The 19,451-nt window shown below is 38.0% G+C and carries 10 protein-coding genes; 8 read left to right on the top strand and 2 right to left on the bottom strand.

Translation table 11 applies throughout. The features are described 5' to 3' along the window. Position 1: 1 nt before the first annotated feature. Both fsa and ABD682_RS05755 read right to left on the bottom strand, forming a co-directional pair. Complete coding sequence (gene fsa / locus ABD682_RS05760; protein WP_344739988.1) at positions 2 to 655, bottom strand: fructose-6-phosphate aldolase; 654 nt, start codon at positions 653 to 655, stop codon at positions 2 to 4. Between the two features lie 9 nt (positions 656 to 664). Then, the gene (locus ABD682_RS05755; RefSeq protein WP_344739986.1) at positions 665 to 2,701 is read right to left on the bottom strand and encodes a transketolase family protein; all 2,037 of its coding nucleotides are present in this window, start codon (positions 2,699 to 2,701) and stop codon (positions 665 to 667) included. Between the two features lie 310 nt (positions 2,702 to 3,011). On the opposite strand from ABD682_RS05755, the gene ABD682_RS05750 reads away from it, so the two are divergent. The 8 genes from ABD682_RS05750 to ABD682_RS05715 all read left to right on the top strand — a co-directional run bounded on the left by ABD682_RS05750 (position 3,012) and on the right by ABD682_RS05715 (position 19,450). Next, positions 3,012 to 5,813, top strand: coding sequence for a triple tyrosine motif-containing protein (locus ABD682_RS05750; protein ID WP_344739984.1), 2,802 nt, complete (start codon positions 3,012 to 3,014; stop codon positions 5,811 to 5,813). 218 nt (positions 5,814 to 6,031) lie between these two features. Then, entirely contained in the window at positions 6,032 to 9,052 is a 3,021-nt protein-coding gene (locus ABD682_RS05745; protein ID WP_344739982.1) for a SusC/RagA family TonB-linked outer membrane protein, read from the top strand. Between the two features lie 9 nt (positions 9,053 to 9,061). Next, positions 9,062 to 10,564, top strand: a complete 1,503-nt coding sequence (locus tag ABD682_RS05740; protein WP_344739980.1) for a RagB/SusD family nutrient uptake outer membrane protein — start codon at positions 9,062 to 9,064, stop codon at positions 10,562 to 10,564. 14 nt (positions 10,565 to 10,578) lie between these two features. Next, positions 10,579 to 12,591, top strand: a complete 2,013-nt coding sequence (locus ABD682_RS05735) for a hypothetical protein (RefSeq protein ID WP_344739978.1) — start codon at positions 10,579 to 10,581, stop codon at positions 12,589 to 12,591. A gap of 27 nt (positions 12,592 to 12,618) precedes the next feature. Beyond that, the gene (locus ABD682_RS05730; protein WP_344739976.1) at positions 12,619 to 13,524 is read left to right on the top strand and encodes a glucan endo-1,3-beta-D-glucosidase; all 906 of its coding nucleotides are present in this window, start codon (positions 12,619 to 12,621) and stop codon (positions 13,522 to 13,524) included. A 127-nt stretch (positions 13,525 to 13,651) separates the two neighbouring features. Beyond that, positions 13,652 to 14,692: a glycoside hydrolase family 16 protein gene (locus tag ABD682_RS05725; protein ID WP_344739974.1), complete on the top strand. Its 1,041-nt coding sequence runs from the start codon at positions 13,652 to 13,654 to the stop codon at positions 14,690 to 14,692. 33 nt (positions 14,693 to 14,725) lie between these two features. Beyond that, entirely contained in the window at positions 14,726 to 18,178 is a 3,453-nt protein-coding gene (locus ABD682_RS05720; RefSeq protein WP_344739972.1) for a hypothetical protein, read from the top strand. 3 nt (positions 18,179 to 18,181) lie between these two features. Then, positions 18,182 to 19,450: a glycosyl hydrolase family 17 protein gene (locus ABD682_RS05715; protein ID WP_395360388.1), complete on the top strand. Its 1,269-nt coding sequence runs from the start codon at positions 18,182 to 18,184 to the stop codon at positions 19,448 to 19,450. The last annotated feature ends 1 nt before the right edge of the window (position 19,451 follow it).

Genomic DNA, 19,451 nt, shown 5'->3' with positions numbered 1-19,451 from the left:
ATTAGTTTCCCTTTTTGTAATCTTCAAGAAACTTCGCCAAACCGATATCAGTTAAAGGATGTTTTAACAAGCCTGTAATAGACGATAAAGGGCCAGTCATCACATCGCTACCTAATTTTGCACAATCAATAACATGCATCGTATGGCGAATTGAAGCGGCCAGAATCTGAGTCTCAAAACCGTAGTTATCATAGATCTGTCTGATCTCTGCAATCAGGTTCAAACCATCCGTTGAGACATCATCCAAACGTCCTAAAAATGGTGAAACATACGTTGCACCTGCCTTGGCTGCCAAAAGGGCCTGACCGGGAGAGAACACTAAGGTCACATTCGTTCTGATACCTTTATCTGAAAAGTATTTACAAGCCTTGATACCATCGGCGATCACCGGTAATTTTACCACAATTTGCGGATGTAAAGCAGCAAGTGCCTCACCTTCTTTCACCATACCTTCAAAATCTGTGGAAATTACTTCAGCACTCACATCACCATCCACAATGTCGCATATTTTCTTGTAGTGGTTTGTTATGTTTTCCGCGCCGGTAATCCCTTCCTTAGCCATTAAAGATGGATTAGTTGTTACACCGTCTAAAATCCCCAGAGCCTGGGCTTCTTTTATATCATCGAGGTTCGCTGTGTCAATAAAAAATTTCATAATATTTTTTTAAAATGTTTTTAAATAATTCAATACTTCTTTACTCACTTTTTCTCCTGTAAATCCAAATTTATCATCGAGAACTTTTGCCGGAGCAGAATATCCGAAATGGTCAACGCCGAATACATATCCTTTATCACCAACAAGGCCTTCGAGGTTTACCGGTAATCCTGCGGTTAATCCAAATAAAGGTTTATTTTTAGGGATGATATATTCCTGGTAAGCGTGATCTTGTGTTCTGAATACCCCTTCGGAAATTATTGAAGCAATATTCACTTTTAAATTGTGCTCAGCTTCCAAAATTGAAGCCGCTTCTATCAGTGTTGAAACTTCTGATCCATTGGCTACAAGAACCACATCCGGGTTATCAACTTCTTTAACTAAGTAACCACCCTTTTCAGCCGCTAAGGCATCATTGTATCTGGAGTCACCCTGAGCAGGCACATCTTTTATACCTTGTCTGGAAAGAATGAGTCCGGAAGGTGTATCTGTATTTTCCAGTGCCATTTTCCAGGCTACACTGGTTTCAGCAGAATCAGCAGGACGAAGTGCTAAGAAGCTCGCTTTACCACTGTGATTTTTAAGTTTTTCCAATAATCGAATTTGGGCTTCCTGCTCAATAGGTTGGTGGGTTGGTCCATCTTCACCTACTCTAAAAGCATCATGCGTCCAAACGTATTTTACAGGCAATTGCTGAATACCACTTAAACGAATGGCCGGTTTCATGTAATCTGAGAACACAAAGAATGTTCCAACCACAGGAATTACACCGCCGTGCAGTGCCAATCCGTTGGCTATGGCCGCCATGGTCAACTCAGCTACACCTGCCTGAAGGAATGATCCCGTGAAATCGCCTTTTTGAATGGCGTGCGTTTTCTTCAAGAATCCATCTGTTTTATCACTGTTTGATAAATCCGCAGAAGAAACGATCATATTCTCAACATGCTCCGCTAAATAACCTAATACATTTGATGAGGCTGCTCTTGTAGCCAGACCTTCTTTATGGGTAATTTCAGAGAAATCCAATTCAGGTAATTCACCAGAGAAAAAGAAATCCAGTTTTTTCGCTAAAGCTTCATTATCTTTTTTCCACGCAGCGATTTCAGCTTTCTTTGAAGCAGCTTGCTCCGTTTTTTTAGCGATGATATCTTTATAGAATGCATTTACTTCATCAAAAATCTCAAAAGGTTTTTCAGGATCAGCACCTAAGTTGATCAACGTTTTGATATAGTCCGCGCCGGTATTACCGATAGGCTGACCATGTAATTCAGTGTGGCCTTCAAAAATTTCTCCGTCTGCAGTTACACAACCTTTACCCATAATAGTCTTACCTATAATTAAGGTTGGTTTTTCAGTTTCGTTATTAGCCTTTGTAAGGGCGGCACGAATTTCATCATGATTATGTCCATCAATGGTAAGCACCTTCCAGCCCCAGGCCTCATATTTCATGGCCGTATCTTCCGTAGTAACCTCATCAGTTGGTGTAGATAATTGAATATCGTTAGAATCAAAGAACATGATAAAATTACTTAAGCCTAAATGACCTGCAATACGTCCTGCTCCCTGTGATATTTCTTCCTGAATACCCCCATCAGAAATAAAACCATAAATTTTATGGTTCATCCAATCTCCAAATCGCGCCTGCAAAAATTTAGCTGCAATGGCTGCTCCTACACCCATAGTATGTCCCTGACCAAGAGGTCCGGAAGTATTTTCAACACCACGTTTCACATCGACTTCAGGATGACCAGGAGTGATGGAACCCCACTGTCTGAATTGCTCAATATCAGATTTAGCATAATTACCAAGAAGGTAGTATTGGGCATACATTAAGGTTGATAAATGGCCGGCGTCCATAAAAAACCGATCTCTGAAAGGCCAGGTCATGTCTGTGGGATCGTAATTAAAAAATTCTGAATAAAGAATGTGCATATAGTCTGCACCTCCCATGGGACCTCCGGGATGTCCTGATTTTGCCTTTTCTACCATGGCTACAGCCAGTGCTCTAATATTATCTGCTGCCTGCTGATCGATTTTTTTGTTCATTGTAATTGGTACTTAATTGCGTTGATTTCGTTTTTGTTAAAATAAAGTTGATAACATTTATGGTAAAAATTTTTATATCGTCTACATAAAAATATCTTTGCAAATATATAATAAAAATCCATAAGTGTCATGAAGACACCTATGGATTTTTTTATTTTTATTGAATTCAACTTTTAAGGGCATTTTAAGACCATTAAATCATGAAAATCAAACCCCGAAAATAACCAAACCCTTACCATACAAAATTTAAATAAGTTCAATAATAATGGGAAATTCATTAAATTAGCACCTCAACATAAAATAAACTTCTGTGAAACATCCCTGGTTTCTGTTATATTTTATTTTTTTTTCAACATTTATTTCTCTGGCGCAGGAATTACCTCCTATTGCCATATATCAGCCCAAGGAATACAACGCCGAAAATCAAAATTGGAGCATCTCCCAATCTAAAGACCATTATATTTATGTAGCCAACAATAGTGGCCTGTTAGAATTTAATGGTGCCCGTTGGAAATTATATCCATCCCCTAGTGGTATCATGCGTTCTGTGCATGTTATCGACAATTTGATCTACACCGGCTGCTATCGTGAATTTGGTTATTGGAAAGAAAATAACCTGGGGACCTTAGATTACCACTCTATTTCTGATGAATTAAATATTAATTTCTTTGAAGACGAAGAATTCTGGAATATTATTGCTGTTGATGGTTATATTTTATTTCAATCTTTTAAAAGTATTTACATCTATGATAAGGATAAAAATACTTGTAGCCGCATTACCTCTGATGCTAACATATATAAAGTGTTTAAAGTAGACGTTGATATTTATTTCCAAAAAGAAAGAAATGGATTATACCGTATTGATAATGGTGAGCCACAATTAGTATCCGACCATCCAATTTTAAAGGAAAATCTCCTTGTTAATATATACAAGGAAAAAAAAACCTTGTTAATTGAAACTGAAAATAATGGATTTTACTGCCTAAAAGAAGACGGCTTAAATAAATGGGAGGTTTCAGCAAATAACACACTAAATGAAGTAAGTGTTTATCGAAGTACTAAATTACAAGACGGATCATACATATTAGGAACACGTTCCAACGGTATTATTCACTTATCTGCTTCCGGAGATATTTTACGAAGGATTGATACTGAGACCGGTTTAAGTAACAACACCATTCATTATATTTTCGAAGATGATAAATCAAATATTTGGCTAGCCTTAGACAACGGTATTAATTGTATCAATATGAATTCTCCGTTTTCTTTGTTCACAGAAAACGAAGGAAAACTTGGTACCGTTTATACCTCAATGATTTACGATAACATCCTATATCTTGGGACCAATCAGGGGTTATTTTACCGAAAGCTCGATGCTAACAACAATAACTTCAATCTTATTAAAAATACACAAGGGCCGGTTTGGAATTTGAAGGTCATAAACAATACATTGTTCTGTTGTCACGACACCGGCACATTCATTATTAAAGAAAATAAAGCAACCCTGGCGCTGCAAGCCAGAGGATCATGGGATATTAAACCTATCCCGGATCATCCGAAACTATTTTTACAAGGGAATTATAGTGGATTGTACATCATAGAAAATGGTGTTACCGGTTGGAACATCCGAAACAAAATAGCGAACTTCGATATTTCCAGTCGCTTTTTTGAGATTCAGAACAATACCATTTTTATGAGTCACGAAAATAAAGGTGTTTTCAAGATTACGGTGAATCCGGAATTAACCGAAGCTGTAGAAACTAAGATCGATACTGCTGTTGGCAAAAGTTTAAAATCCTGTATTGTAAAATACAATGGCTCTATTCTTTACAGTGACAGATCCGGAGTATTTAAATATCATAGTTTGAATGACAAATTTGAAAAAGACACCATTCTTTCTAAACTTTATACACCGGGAAATTATTTGTCGGGAAAATTGATCCTGGATAAAGAACACGATATGTTATGGAATTTTTCTGAAAACAATCTGAACTACGTGACTACAGGAAAATTTGCCAAAACACCTAAAATAAATAGAATTCCTATATCCGGAACATTACCAAAAGGGTTAACCGGTTACGAAAACATCACCTGGCTTTATCAAGATCATTATCTTATCGGAACCTCCAGCGGCTACGTCGTTTTAGATTTAAATAAGTTAAACCGTAAAGACTACAAAATAAATATCAATAGTATCATTAACCATGCTATTGCTGATAGCACCATTTTGGTTGATAAAACCGCCGATAAAACCTTTGCATATAAATACAACAATATCACTTTTGAATACAATGTACCTGAGTTTAATAAATTCCTGGATGTAGCCTATCAATATAAATTGGAAGGTTTATATTCCCAATGGAGTGATTGGTCTGATACGCCAACAATAACATTTCAAAATTTACCTTTTGGAGATTATCAATTTTTGGTAAGAGCTAAAATTGGTAATAATCTATCACAAAATACAGCGTCTTACACGTTTACCATCGCTAGGCCATGGTACGTATCTAAAACCATGATTATCGTGTATGTTCTTCTCGTTGTTTTATTTTCCATATTAATGCATAATATTTACAAGCATTATTATAAAAAACAACGTGAGCGCTTGTTAGAAAAAACCACGCGCGAACTTGAATTGAAAGAATTAGAGAATAAACAACAACTCATGCGCTTTAATAATGAAAAGCTGCGTCAGGATATTGAAAACAAAAATAGAGAGTTGGGCATTTCGACCATGAGCCTTATTAAGAAAAATGAATTTTTAAATAACATTAAAAAGGAATTGGAAGGCATCGACAATGTGAGAGATCTTAAAAAAATCAATCGAATTATCGATCGTAATTTAAGTGATAGTGATGACTGGAAATTATTTGAAGAAGCTTTTAATAATGCCGATAAAGACTTTTTGAAAAAAATAAAATCGCTACATCCTGAACTTACCTCGAACGACCTTCGCCTCTGCGCTTATTTGCGTTTAAACTTATCTTCTAAAGAAATAGCACCACTACTTAACATTTCACCACGTAGTGTGGAAGTAAAACGTTATCGTTTGCGGAAAAAGCTGAATTTAGAGCATAATTCGAGCCTCTCCGACTATATTCTGGAAATTTAATCCACAACATCTTCAAATTTTACCTATACAATACCACAACATTGAAGGTTTTTAGACCTATACAACGTATTCTTAAATTCACAATAAACCACCGCAATTATTAAGGTTTTCGCAAATTTGAGCGATTTATTTTGACATGTATATTTTTTGTAAAGGTGTTAAATGATTGTTAACAATATCAGCTTCATAAATTTACAAAAAACTAAAACTTAACTCAAATGAGACAAACCTTTTTAAAAATTCTAACTTTTCTGTGTGTCGCAATAGCCAGTGCACAAACAGTTCAGGTTAGTGGAATTGTACAAGACAACTCTGGAGTTCCTATTCCAGGTGTTAACGTTGTTGTTGTAAACACAAGTAAAGGAGCTGTTACCGACTTTGATGGTGGTTTTTCCATCGCAAATGTAGAAGTTGGCGCAACCCTTTCCTTTAGTTACGTTGGCTATGTAACAAAAACACTTAAAGTAACCGACAGTTCAAAACTTACAGTAACCATGCAGGAAGACCTCGCTCAATTAAACGAGGTTGTTGTTATTGGTTATGGTACTCAAACTAAAAAAGAAACTACAGGTGCTGTTAGTGTTGTGGGATCTCAGGACATTGAGGCTCTTAAACCACAACGCATTGAACAAGCACTCCAAGGACAAGTAGCCGGTGTAAACATTACAACTCAATCCGGTTCTCCGGGTGGTGGCGCCACAATTAGTATTCGTGGTATCTCTACAAATGGTGATAACAGACCATTGATTTTAGTGGATGGTGCCAGAATTGAAGACTTAAGTGTATTAAACCCCAATGACATTGAAAGCATCAACATCCTTAAAGATGCCACTGCAGGTATCTATGGGGTACAGGCAGCGAATGGTGTTATTTTGATCAAAACGAAGTCCGGTAGAAAAGAAATGCCATTAACTGTTGAATACAACGCTTATGGTGGATTTCAGCAAACAACAAGAAAAATTCCTGTTTTAAACGCTACTGAATACGCCTTAATAGTGAACGAAGCTTTAGCAGCCGGTGGTAATGAACCTCCATACACTAATATTGCTTCATTAGGTGAAGGCACTGATTGGCAAGATCAGGTTTTTGAAAACGCAGCCATCCAAAACCACAACATAAGATTAAGTGGTGGTGGGGAGAAAAGCACCTATTCTTACAGTGGTGGTTTCTTAACACAAGATGGTATCGTAGGAGGATCAGCCTCAAACTTTACTCGTTTTACCAATAGTGCTAATTATAACCTCGATTTCTTGAAAAATTTCAAATTAGTAACCGGTATTCGTATTACGCGTTCTAATAAAAGAAACCTTCCTGAAAACTCTAATGCTTCGGTATTGTTCAATGCCTTGAATATGAATCCGACTTTAGGAGTAAGAGATGCCAATGGTGATTACACAATTGCTGACGGTCTGGGAGCTGAAGTTATTAACCCAATTGCACAAATTGATGATAACTACAACAGAACTAAAATTTTTAGACTTAGTGGTAATGCTAGTTTATCGTATGACTTTTTAGATCATTTTTCAGTTCAAACAAATATTCAATTCAACTATTCCGAAGTAAAAGGAAAAATATTTGATCCAGTTGCTTTCTTTGGTAGCGGAAAAGTATTCAACGTTCTCGATGAAGCCACGGTGACGCTTTCTGATACTTATTACAGAGATTACCTGTTTGATAACATCCTGAAATACGAAAACACCTTTGGCGATGTTCACAATGTGAAATTGATGCTTGGTTCATCTATTTCAAAAGAAACTGGTGAATTTAAAGGTGGAACAGGCTATGGTCTTCCAAGCAATGATCCTGCTGATGCTACTTTAGAAAATGCCAGCCGTGTTCAACTTTTTAACCGTAATACCGGAAGATATCCTACATTCGATTCACGTTTATTATCGTATTTCGCAAGAGCACAATACGATTATAAAGGAAAGTACTTATTTTCTGCTGTAATTCGTCGTGATGGTTCTTCAAACTTTGGTCCCGAAAACAAATTTGGTTACTTCCCTTCAGGATCTATTGGTTGGGTAGCCTCCGATGAAAACTTCTTAAAGGATAGTAAAACAATTAACTTCTTAAAAATAAGAGGATCTTATGGTATTATTGGTAACTCCAGAATTGGTGCTTTCAGATACCTGTCTCTGTTAAATGGTGAAGGAACCTATATTTTCAATAATCAGGAAGTTATTGGTACCGCAAGTGGTGCTATTGGAAATCCAGAAATCAAGTGGGAAAAACAAAAGACCCTCGACATTGGTCTGGATATGAAATTGGCAAATAACAAAATTAGTGTTACCGCTGATTACTTTAAAAGACGTACTGAAGACTTACTGGTTGTTCCTCAAATTTCAGGATTGCTAGGTGTTGGTGGTGCCCCATATGTTAATGGTGGTGTTGTTGAAAATGAAGGAGCTGAATTAGTACTTGGATATACGAACACGTTTTCAAACGATCTAAAATTGAGTGTTAACTACAACGTAACATATCTTAGGAATGAAGTAAAATACGTAAATACTGATACAGGTGTTCTTGAAGGAGGTGCTTTTGGTATTGGCCAACCAGCGCCATCACGTATGGAAGCCGGTCATGCTTTAGGTTATTTTTACGGTTACCAAACCGATGGTATTTACCAAACTCAGGATGAGATCAATAATTCAGCTGTAACCAACGTGGCTCCGCAACCAGGTGACATCAGATTTATAGATCAGAATAATGATGGTGTTATAAACGAAGATGATAAGGTTGACCTGGGAAATCCTATTCCTGATGCTACTATGGGTATAAATGTTAGTCTTGATTACAAAAACTTCGATTTCTCAGCTTATGCTTTTGCATCTGTAGGTAACGATATCGTAAGAAACTACGAGAACAACAACCCGCTTACAAATAGCACCGTTTACAGATTAAGACGTTGGACAGGCCCTGGAACTACGAACGAGTACCCTCGTGTTACAGGTGGTGCATCTCCTAACGCCTTGTTCTCTGATTATTATGTTGAGGATGGTTCATTCATTCGTTTACAAAACATTCAGTTTGGATACTCCTTCTCTGATAAAGTTCTAGAGAATACGAAAATAAACAAACTACGCATGTATGTTTCTGCAAACAATTTGTTTACGCTAACAAAATATAGTGGATACGATCCGACTGCTTCTAATGGCGCCCCAATTGGTGGTGGTATTGACCAGGGATTTTATCCAAGTGCTAAAACATTCTTGTTCGGAATTAACTTAAAATTTTAATAAGTGATTATGAAAAATATAAAATTTAAAATCCTTGCGTTTTTTGCTTTAATAGCAATGTATTCGTGTTCTGATGATTTTATCGATGTAAAATCGCCAGATCCTAACACAGAGGATTTCTTCAACACTGAAGAAGATTATCAAAAAGCTTTGGTAGCAGCCTACGATATGTTGCAATCTACAGCGAAAATTTACCAATTAGGCGAAATTGCCTCAGACAACACCCTTTGTGGTGGTCAGGATGCTCTTGACACACCTGGTTTTCAAGAAATAGACGACATGATCCATAATCCGGTTAACGCTCAGTTAAGAGATATCTGGACCTGGATGTACACTGGTGTAAACCGTGCGAATTACATTATGGAATTTAAAGACAAAATCGATTTTCCAAATAAAACCAGTGTTATCGCACAAACACGTTTCTTAAGAGCGTATTATTATTTCCAATTAGTGAAATGGTTCGGTCCGGTGCCGATGGCCATTGATACTCGAATTCAGTTCGGTGATCAATTTGATATCGATCGTACTCCGGTAGCTGATGTATATGCTCAAATTGAAGAAGATTTGGAATTTGCTGCAGCTAATTTACCTTTAACAGTAAATGAAACAGGTAGAATAACTAAAGGAGCTGCTCAAGCGCTTCTCGGGAAAGTATATTTATTTGATAAAAAATATCCTCAATCCGCTGCCGCACTAAAATCAGTTATCGATAGCAATGTATACTCATTACTAACTACAGAAGCTCCTTTAATGTGGGAGAACGATCACGAAAATGGTCCTGAATCTGTATTCGAAATTCAGTATTCAGATATTGAAGGTGGATCTTATGATTGTTTCTATTGTTTAGAAGGAAACTACGCTATCGGGTTTAACGGTCCGAGAGGATACCAAGGTCCTTTCTTTGATTTTGGATATAGTTTCAACGTACCAACTCAGGAATCTTTTGATGCTTATGAAGATGGTGATATCCGAAGAGATTACTCAATATTAGATATCAACCAATGGCTTGCAGATCATCCGGATGCCTCTTATGATGAAGACGCAGGTTATGAGCAAACAGGATATTTCAACAGAAAGTATATTGCTCGAAAAGGTGATTTGAATTTACCTGATGCAGCGCTTACGAATCCAAATAACACACGTGTTATTCGCTATGCTGATGTTTTGTTGATGTATGCTGAAGCCTCTGCTAAGGCCAATAGCGGTAACCCAACCTCTGATTCTTATGAGGCTTTAAATATGGTTCATAGAAGAGCTTTTGGTTTGCCGGTTAACACTCCAGATCCATCGGATTATGCAGGCCTTTCTGCAAGTAGTTTTGAAGATGTCATTTTGAAAGAACGTCGTTTAGAGCTTATGGGTGAAGGACACCGGTTCTTCGATCTAGTGAGAATGGGTAAAGCTGCAGATTATATTCCAGGCTTCCAGGCTCCGAAGAACAACCTATTCCCGATTCCTATTCAAGAAATCCAACTATCCGGTAACCGTTGGGATCAAAACCCCGGTTACTAATAAAAAAATAAGATATGAAAACATTAAAATATTTAATCAGTTTTGTTTTGGTACTTCTCGTAAGTTGCGACCAGGACAACCACGATTTGAGCTTTGTTGAGTCACATCGAGCTCCGAGTGATATTTCTCTGGCGTTCCAAATAACGCAGGATAACTCCGGCTTGGTCTCAATAACGCCTAACGGACAAGGTGCTGTAACCTATAATATAGATTTAGGTGACGGTACTACAGATAAGGCCTCGGTAAAACAAGGCGAAAGTTTCGAGCATGTTTATGCCGAAGGAACTTATTCTTTAACTGTAGAAGCCATCGGCCTAACAGGATTAAAAAATGTGATAACACAAGATCTTGTAGTATCATTTAAAGCTCCTGAAAACTTAGCAATCGATGCACAAATAGATCCAACCAATCCATTTAGAGTGCTTGTTTCTGCCACAGCTGATTTTGCAGCTGCTTTTGAAGTGTATTTTGACACTTCAAATCCGGATGAAGTAGCAACACCGCTTCAATTAGATGGAACCGTTGGTTTTGAATATTCCGCCGTAGGCGATTATACGCTTAAAGTGGTAGCCCTAAGTGGTGGTGCAGAATCAACAGAAGGTACAACTACAGTTACTGTAAATGTGCCAGTTGAAATGCCTGTTGATTTCGAAATTTTCGATGCCAGTAAGTTTATTGGATTTGGTGGCGCTTCAGCAGAAGTAGTACCTAACCCGGACATGAACGGAAATAACTCTGCTACTGTTGGAAAAACGGTGAAAAACGGTCCTGAAGTTTGGGCTGGAGATGTAATCATCTTATCATCACCTATTGATTTCAGCAATAAAAAAGTGATCAATCTTGATGTATGGTCACCAAGACCTGGCGGAAAATTATTATTCAAACTCGAGAATTTGAATGACGCTGGAATATTCGTTGAAAAAGAAGTTACACTTCAAGGTAATAGTGCCTGGGAGAACGTAAGCATTGATTTCACCGGTTTACTTGATCCAAATCAAACTTATCAGAAACTTGTTTGGTTCTTTGATTTCGGCACCGTTGGTACAGGTGGTCCTGACTGGACGTTCTATGTAGACAATATTAAACAAGACTACGCAGGCGTACCAATTTCACAAATGGTTCAGGATTTTGAAGGTCCTGCTCCTACATTCATCGATTTCGGTGGCGCAGGAACACAGGTCATTGCTAACCCTGATGCTTCCGGTATCAATACCAGCGCTAATGTGGCAGCACTTACCAAAGGTAATGGTGCCGAAGTTTGGGCAGGAAGTTTCTTTGAAACAGGAACACCAATTGATCTTTCAACATTTAGCTCAATTAACGTAAAAACCTGGTCTCCAAAAGTAGGTATTACTGTTAAATTGAAATTAGAAAATGTAGATGCCTCTGTAACTTATGAGGTTGATCAAACTACAACAGTTGCTAACGCCTGGGAGAACTTGTTATTTGATTTCTCATCAGCACCTGCAGCAGATTATGTACGTGTTGTTATGTTCTTCGACTTTGGAACCGGCGGAGATGGCACAACATACTATTACGACGATGTTGAATTAAAAGGAACAGGTCAGTTACAGCCATTAGGATTCCAGGATTTTGAAGGTGCCGCGCCAGCCTTTACCGGCTTTGGAGGTGCATCATCTCAAGTAATTTCCAACCCTGATATGTCTGGCGTTAATACCAGTGCTAATGTGGCAGAACTTGTTAAAGGCAATGGCTCAGAAGTATGGGCTGGTACGTTCTTCGAAGTTGGTACACCACTCGATCTAACATCATATACCAGTATTAGTTTAAAAACCTGGTCGCCTAAGTCCGGAATTACGGTAAAACTTAAGTTAGAAAATATTGATGCTTCAGTTACACACGAAGTAGATATGACAACTACTGTGGCCAACAGTTGGGAAACTCTAACATACGACTTTAGCGCTGCTCCTGCAGCTGATTATGTGCGTGTAGTGATATTTTTCGATTTCGGTACAGCAGGAGACGGTTCATCGTATTACTATGATGATTTTACCTTAACCAATTAATCTGACGAATAATTTAAATTAAATACAATGAAACATTTAAAATATATAATTGGAACGTTAATCTTCGGGCTCCTGTTCTTCTACGGATGCCAAAATGAAGATATTCCGTTTGGTGAACTCACAGCGCCCTCAAACGTTCAAATATCAGTAAAATATCTTGATGACGTTGATGGCGATGGTGTTCTCGATGTTACATCTGCTCCCGGGTTGGGAAGTGGTCAGGTTGAAATTTCAGCTTCTGCTGATAATGCAACGTCTTTCCACGTGATCGTTCAGGGACAAACCGTTTTACAAAAGGGAGGTAAAGTAGACCATATTTTTGCCACCTTAGGAAATAACACCTATCCGATTACTGTAGTAGCCTACGGTACCGGAGGTGCTTCCACAACAAAAACAATTGATATCGACGTATTATCGTTATACGAGCCACCAGCCGATCTTTTAGAAATGCTATATGGTACGGGTCAAAGAACCTGGCGTATTGAGGCAGAAGTAGACAACCATTTTGGTTTAGGAGCTCCTAATGGAGATAATCCTTTCGGATATTATGGCGCGCCAGCAAATGCTAAGGATGGCGTTGGTATGTATGACGATCGTTATATCTTCAATGAAGACGGAACGTTTACCCACATTACAAATGGTGACGTTTTTGGCCGTGATGGTCTTATTCAGGAATTAAATGGCGCAGGTGGAACCCAGGATAATGCTGATATTCTCAATTATCCATATGACGATTACACTGAAACCTGGTCTTTATCCGCACCGGGTGATGTGGAAACCATAACGCTAAGTGGCCTGGGCTTTATTGGCTATTATACCGGTGGCGATCATAAATATCAAATTATTGAGCGTTCGCCAAACAAAATGACTATAAAAACCTTAGATGGTAACGGCGAATTCGATTGGGGATTCAAACTTATTGCCGTAGATTAATAATTCCCAGCTTAAAGTGTTAATTTATTAAATTTAGGGGGGCTGTATGGCCCCCTTAATTTAAAACCTTCATTTTTAAAAACCACAAGCGATGCTTAAAAGACTTGTTTATTTAATCCATTTAACCATGCTTGCACTTTTTTCTTGTTCAAGTTCTGAAAATTCACCTCCGGTAAATCCACCAACCGATACAGTACCTACAAATCTTACACTTTCAACAAACGTACAAGGTATTAGCACAAATGAACCTTATGGAGATGGTTCCGGCGTTGTGAATTTGGTAGCTCAAGCTACAAATGCTGTAAATTATGAATTCATTATTGATGATGGCTCAGCGATCCAAAGCACTGATGGAAAATATCAGGTAACTTTTAACGATAAAGAAGGTATAGCGATACATGATATTAAAGTTATAGCCTATTCCAATACCAATAATTCCATAAACCTAACGAAACAAGTTACCGTTTCTTTTTACAATGGTGCTGCCCCGGTTTGGGCCGACGAATTTTTTAAAGACGGAAAGCCCGACACCAATAACTGGACTTACGATATTGGAGCCGGTGGTTGGGGTAACCAGGAATTACAAACCTATACAAACAGCACAAATAATGCTGTGGTTGAAAATGGAATCCTCAAAATAATCGCTAAATCTGATGGCGCGGGAGGATACACTTCAGCGCGTTTAAAAACTGAAAATCTAAAAGAATTTAAATACGGGACATTAAAGGTAAGAGCCAAACTTCCGGGTTCAGCCGGAACCTGGCCTGCGATCTGGATGCTAGGAAACGACTTTGATAACGTTGGTTGGCCACGATGTGGTGAAATTGATATCATGGAGCAAACCGGCACAAACAAAAATGAAGTTCTAGCTACTTGCCATTGGTATGACAGTAATAGTGGAAACACCGCGAGTTATGGTTTAAAAACCTCGATTTCAAATGCTGCATCGCAATTTCATGTTTATGAAATGCAATGGTCTGAAACCTTCATTAGAGTATTCGTTGACAATGTGCAATATTACGAGATCGCTCTAAATAATAATTTACCATTCAATAAAAATTTCTTTTTAATTCTGAATATCGCCATGGGCGGAACTTTAGGTGGAACTGTTCCGGCAGGATTTACTCAGGATACTATGGAAATTGATTATGTTCGATTATATCAATAAACGAACTTCACAAATAGAAAAAAATTTAAGTACATGACTAAGGCCATGCAAACAGAATTAAAACATAACATTACAGAAGATAACGAAGTTAAAGGAGCATTGGTAAGTATCAATAATGAAAGCTATTACAAAATAGCTAATGTTGATAAGATGCGTCCTTTTTTTATGAGTATTGTGAGCGATTCCAATCACTGGTTGTTTATTTCCAGTAATGGCGGTTTAACGGCCGGTCGAAGAAATGCCGAATTTGCCTTATTCCCTTATTATACCGATGATAAAATAACCGAATCAGCTGATATTACCGGAAGTAAGACTATTTTTCAAATTCATAAGGATACAGGTACTTTGATCTGGGAGCCCTTTTCGGAACGCCAGATGGGTCAATATGATATCCATAGAAATCTTTATAAGAATAGCTACGGAAATAAAGTCATTTTTGAGGAGATCAATACAGATCTGGACCTCGCCTTCAGATATGAATGGAATTCTTCTGATGAATTTGGTTTTATTAAAACGTCTACGCTACGTAATACCGGAGATAAATCCATAAAAATTACGGTTCTTGATGGTCTGCAGAATATTGTTCCGGCAAACGTAAACTCAGAATTACAAGCCACGCGAAGTAATCTCGTTGATGCCTATAAAAAGAGCGAATTATATCCTGATGTTGGCTTGGGCACTTATGCTCTTAGTGCTGTTATCGTAGATAAAGCAGAACCTAGTGAGGCCTTAAAAGCAAATACGGTGTGGTCTTTAGGTATTGAAGATCCAACATATCTCATATCGTCTCTACAGCTTAATGATTTTAGAAAAGGTTATTCCGTTACTCAGGAAATCGATATGAAAGCTGAAAAAGGCGCCTATTTTGTAGTTTCAGATATCGAAATTGACACCAATACTGAAAAAAGCTGGATGTTCATTGCTGATGTTTCTAAATCTATTACACAAGTAGTAGCACTTTCAGAAAAAATCAAACAAAACGATATTACCGAAATAATTAAAAAAGATGTTGAGGCCGGAACTGAAAATCTGATCAAATTTGTTGGTGCAGCTGATGGTTTACAACTTACCGCCGACCCTCTAACCAATACCCGGCATTTTGCAAATACCATGTTCAATATTATGCGTGGTGGTATTTTTGATGACGATTACAATATTGAAAAAGCAGACTTTCTTCTGTATTTAAGTAAAGCGAACAAAGCCGTTTATGACGCTCATAAAAATGATTTGGAAGCGTTACCGGAAGTATTTTCCACAGACACTATAAAGTCTTTTTCAAATAAGAGCGATAACCCACATTTGAAACGTCTTTGCCTGGAATATTTACCACTTAAATTCAGCAGACGTCATGGTGACCCAAGTCGTCCCTGGAATCGCTTTTCAATAAATACAAAAAATGAAATTGACGGTTCGAAAATACTCGATTACGAGGGCAACTGGCGCGATATCTTCCAAAACTGGGAAGCTTTGGCTCACGCCTATCCGGAGTTCATTGAAAGTATGATCCATAAATTCCTGAACGCTTCAACATTTGAAGGCTATAATCCTTATCGTGTAACTAAAGACGGATTTGACTGGGAGGTTATTGAAGAACACGATCCGTGGTCGTATATTGGCTATTGGGGTGATCATCAGATCATCTATTTATTGAAGTTTTTGGAGTTCATAAACGACTATTATCCTTCGCGTTTGGAATCCTTGTTCCATGATAATGTTTTTGTATATGCCAATGTGCCTTACAAAATTAAAAGCTATCAGGACACCTTAAATAACCCGAAAGACACCATTGATTTCGATTACAAATTAAATGAAGAAATCCAAAATAAAAAGGCCGTTCTGGGTGCTGATGCTGCGTTGATCACAGATCAGAACAACCAAATATATAACGTTAATTTAGTTGAAAAACTTTTAGCCACAGTTTTGGCAAAAGTTTCAAATTTTATCCCTGAAGGCGGTATTTGGCTTAATACACAGCGCCCCGAATGGAACGACGCCAACAACGCTTTGGTAGGTAACGGAGTTTCTATGGTGACGCTTTATTACTTGCGTCGTTTTCTGAATTTCTTTAACACCATATTGGAGCAAGCGCCAGATAAGGATATTGTATTATCTGAAGCCTTTGCTGATTTCTTTGCTGCAATCCATACAGGACTCAGAGAACATGAAAGCATATTAGAAGGTCCTGTTTCAAATAAGGATAGAAAAACAGTGCTTGATGCCTTAGGAACTGCCGGAAGCAATTACCGTTTAAATATTTATGAAAAAGGCTTTAACGGGAAAAAGAAATCAATTTCCAAAACAGATTTGTTGGATTTCATCACAATCACACAAAACTATTTAGAGCATTCGATCCGTGCAAACAAGCGTTCTGACGAAATGTATCATGCTTACAACTTAATGACACTGGAAAATTCCGAAGAGATCTCAATTTCGTATTTACCGGAAATGCTTGAAGGTCAGGTGGCCGTTTTAAGTTCCGGTTACCTCTCGCCAAACGAAGCTTTAAGTCTTTTAAATGGATTAAAAAGTAGTGCGCTATTCCGCGAAGATCAGTACAGTTATATTCTTTATCCAAATAAAGACTTACCACGTTTCGATAAGAAAAATAACATTCCGGCTTCCAAAGTAGAAGGATCAAAACTGTTGCAACAATTAGTGAGGGATGGTAACATTGCTATTATTGAAAAAGATATATTGGGGGATTATCATTTTAATGCAAACTTCAATAACGCTAAAAGTTTAAAACAAGCCTTAAATCAGGTTTCCGGGGATTATCCGGAACTCGTAGCTCAAGAAGCATCAAAAGTTCTTGCCATTTTTGAAGAGGTCTTCAATCATAAAGCCTTTACAGGCAGATCCGGAACCTTTTTTGGTTATGAAGGTTTAGGGTCCATTTACTGGCACATGGTTTCTAAACTCTTACTTGCTGTTCAGGAAAATTGTTTAGGCGCAGTTCGCTCTGGAGAAAGTGAAAAGATCATTGGTGGTTTACTGGATCATTATTACGAGATCAATGCCGGAATTGGAGTGCATAAATCTCCAGATCTTTACGGGGCTTTCCCAACGGATCCCTATTCACATACCCCGGCAACCAAAGGGGCACAACAACCAGGTATGACCGGACAAGTAAAAGAAGATATCTTAAGTCGATTTGGAGAATTAGGCGTTTTTGTAACCGAAGGCCAACTCTATTTTAATCCGCGTTTATTACAATCCAAAGAATTTTTAAATACAGAAAACACCTTTCATTATACCGCTTTAAATGATGAAGAAAAATCCATCCATTTAAATCCCGGAGAGCTATGTTTTACGTGTTGTCAGGTTCCCGTGATCTATAAAAAAGCGGATAAAAATGCTTTGGAAGTTGTGTTTACAGATGGTAAAACTAAGCCTATTGAAGCTCTTAAGTTGGATAAAGAACTAAGTAAAAACCTCTTTGAAAGAACCGGGGCTATAGAACGTATCAATGTTTCAATAACCATATAGTTTATGCGCGCCGGAATTAAACATTTGTTGCTCTTCACCGTCCTAGCCCTGATGTTAGGGTGCAAGACTCGAACAACATATACCGTTGGAAAATCAGCATCAGAAATTCTGGGAAATCCTGATTATCTTGCTGTTTCTTATGGAGGATACCGGTCCATTTCACGTGATATTCAACCCACTCAGGAAGAGATCAAGGAAGATCTCAGAATCCTCGATGCGATGGGGGTTCACATGATTCGCACTTACAATGTTCATTTACCACAAAGCACGAATATTCTAAAGGCAATTCGATCATTAAAGGCTGAAAATCCCGATTTTGAAATGTACGTGATGCTGGGAGCTTGGATAAAATGCAAAAATGCCAATACTTCTGAGCCGGATCATAACACCGGTGATGAAGCGGAAAACGCTATGGAGATCAATCGTGCAGCAGCTTTAGCAGCCGCATATCCCGATATTGTGAAAATTATTGCTGTAGGAAATGAAGCTATGGTGAAATGGGCTGCGAGTTATTATGTGCAACCTGATGAGATCTTGAAATGGGTCAATTTTCTTCAAAATCTTAAAGATGACGGAAAACTGGCTTCAAATCTCTGGATTACCAGTTCAGATAATTTTGCCTCATGGGGTGGTGGCGGTGATGAATATCATGTTCCTGCCTTAACCCAATTGATCAATGCTGTGGATTATATTTCCATGCACACCTACCCCATGCATGATACACATTATAATCCTGAGGAATTCTGGATACTTTCCGAAGCGGAGGCTTCAAAACCGGATTCTGTTCAAATAAAATTATTAATGCAAAAATCTGTTGCCTTCGCCAAGCAACAATATGAAAGTGTAGTCACCTACATGAAAAGTCTGGGCGTTAATAAACCCGTTCATATTGGAGAAACGGGTTGGGCTTCCGAATCCAATGGTTTTTTTGGGCCGGATGGTACGCGAGCTGTAGACGAATATAAACAAGGTTTGTATTATAAAGGGCTTCGCGAATGGACCAATAAAAATGGTATTTCGTGTTTTTATTTTGAAGCCTTTGATGAAATCTGGAAGGATAGTCAAAACCCGGGAGGATCGGAAAATCATTTTGGACTTTTTACTATTGAAGGCAAAGTAAAATACGCTTTATGGCATCTTGTAGATGAAGGCGTATTTGATGGCCTCAGCCGAAATGGAAATCCGGTTACCAAAACATGGAATGGTGATAAAAAGGCCTTAATGAAAACGGTATTAGCCCCTGATTTTTCAGAAAAAGAAACACATAAGTAAG

It is taken from the genome of Gaetbulibacter aestuarii (assembly GCF_039537665.1).
In the GTDB taxonomy this organism is placed as follows: domain Bacteria; phylum Bacteroidota; class Bacteroidia; order Flavobacteriales; family Flavobacteriaceae; genus Gaetbulibacter_A; species Gaetbulibacter_A aestuarii.
This window is presented reverse-complemented; position numbering and strand designations above follow the sequence as displayed.

Excerpts from the sequence above, each read along its gene's own strand:
- fsa (WP_344739988.1), bottom strand. The coding sequence starts at position 655 with ATGAAATTTTTTATTGACACAGCGAACCTCGATGATATAAAAGAAGCC.
- ABD682_RS05755 (WP_344739986.1), bottom strand. The coding sequence starts at position 2,701 with ATGAACAAAAAAATCGATCAGCAGGCAGCAGATAATATTAGAGCACTG.
- ABD682_RS05745 (WP_344739982.1), top strand. The coding sequence starts at position 6,032 with ATGAGACAAACCTTTTTAAAAATTCTAACTTTTCTGTGTGTCGCAATA.
- ABD682_RS05740 (WP_344739980.1), top strand. The coding sequence starts at position 9,062 with ATGAAAAATATAAAATTTAAAATCCTTGCGTTTTTTGCTTTAATAGCA.
- ABD682_RS05735 (WP_344739978.1), top strand. The coding sequence starts at position 10,579 with ATGAAAACATTAAAATATTTAATCAGTTTTGTTTTGGTACTTCTCGTA.
- ABD682_RS05730 (WP_344739976.1), top strand. The coding sequence starts at position 12,619 with ATGAAACATTTAAAATATATAATTGGAACGTTAATCTTCGGGCTCCTG.
- ABD682_RS05725 (WP_344739974.1), top strand. The coding sequence starts at position 13,652 with ATGCTTGCACTTTTTTCTTGTTCAAGTTCTGAAAATTCACCTCCGGTA.
- ABD682_RS05720 (WP_344739972.1), top strand. The coding sequence starts at position 14,726 with ATGACTAAGGCCATGCAAACAGAATTAAAACATAACATTACAGAAGAT.
- ABD682_RS05715 (WP_395360388.1), top strand. The coding sequence starts at position 18,182 with ATGCGCGCCGGAATTAAACATTTGTTGCTCTTCACCGTCCTAGCCCTG.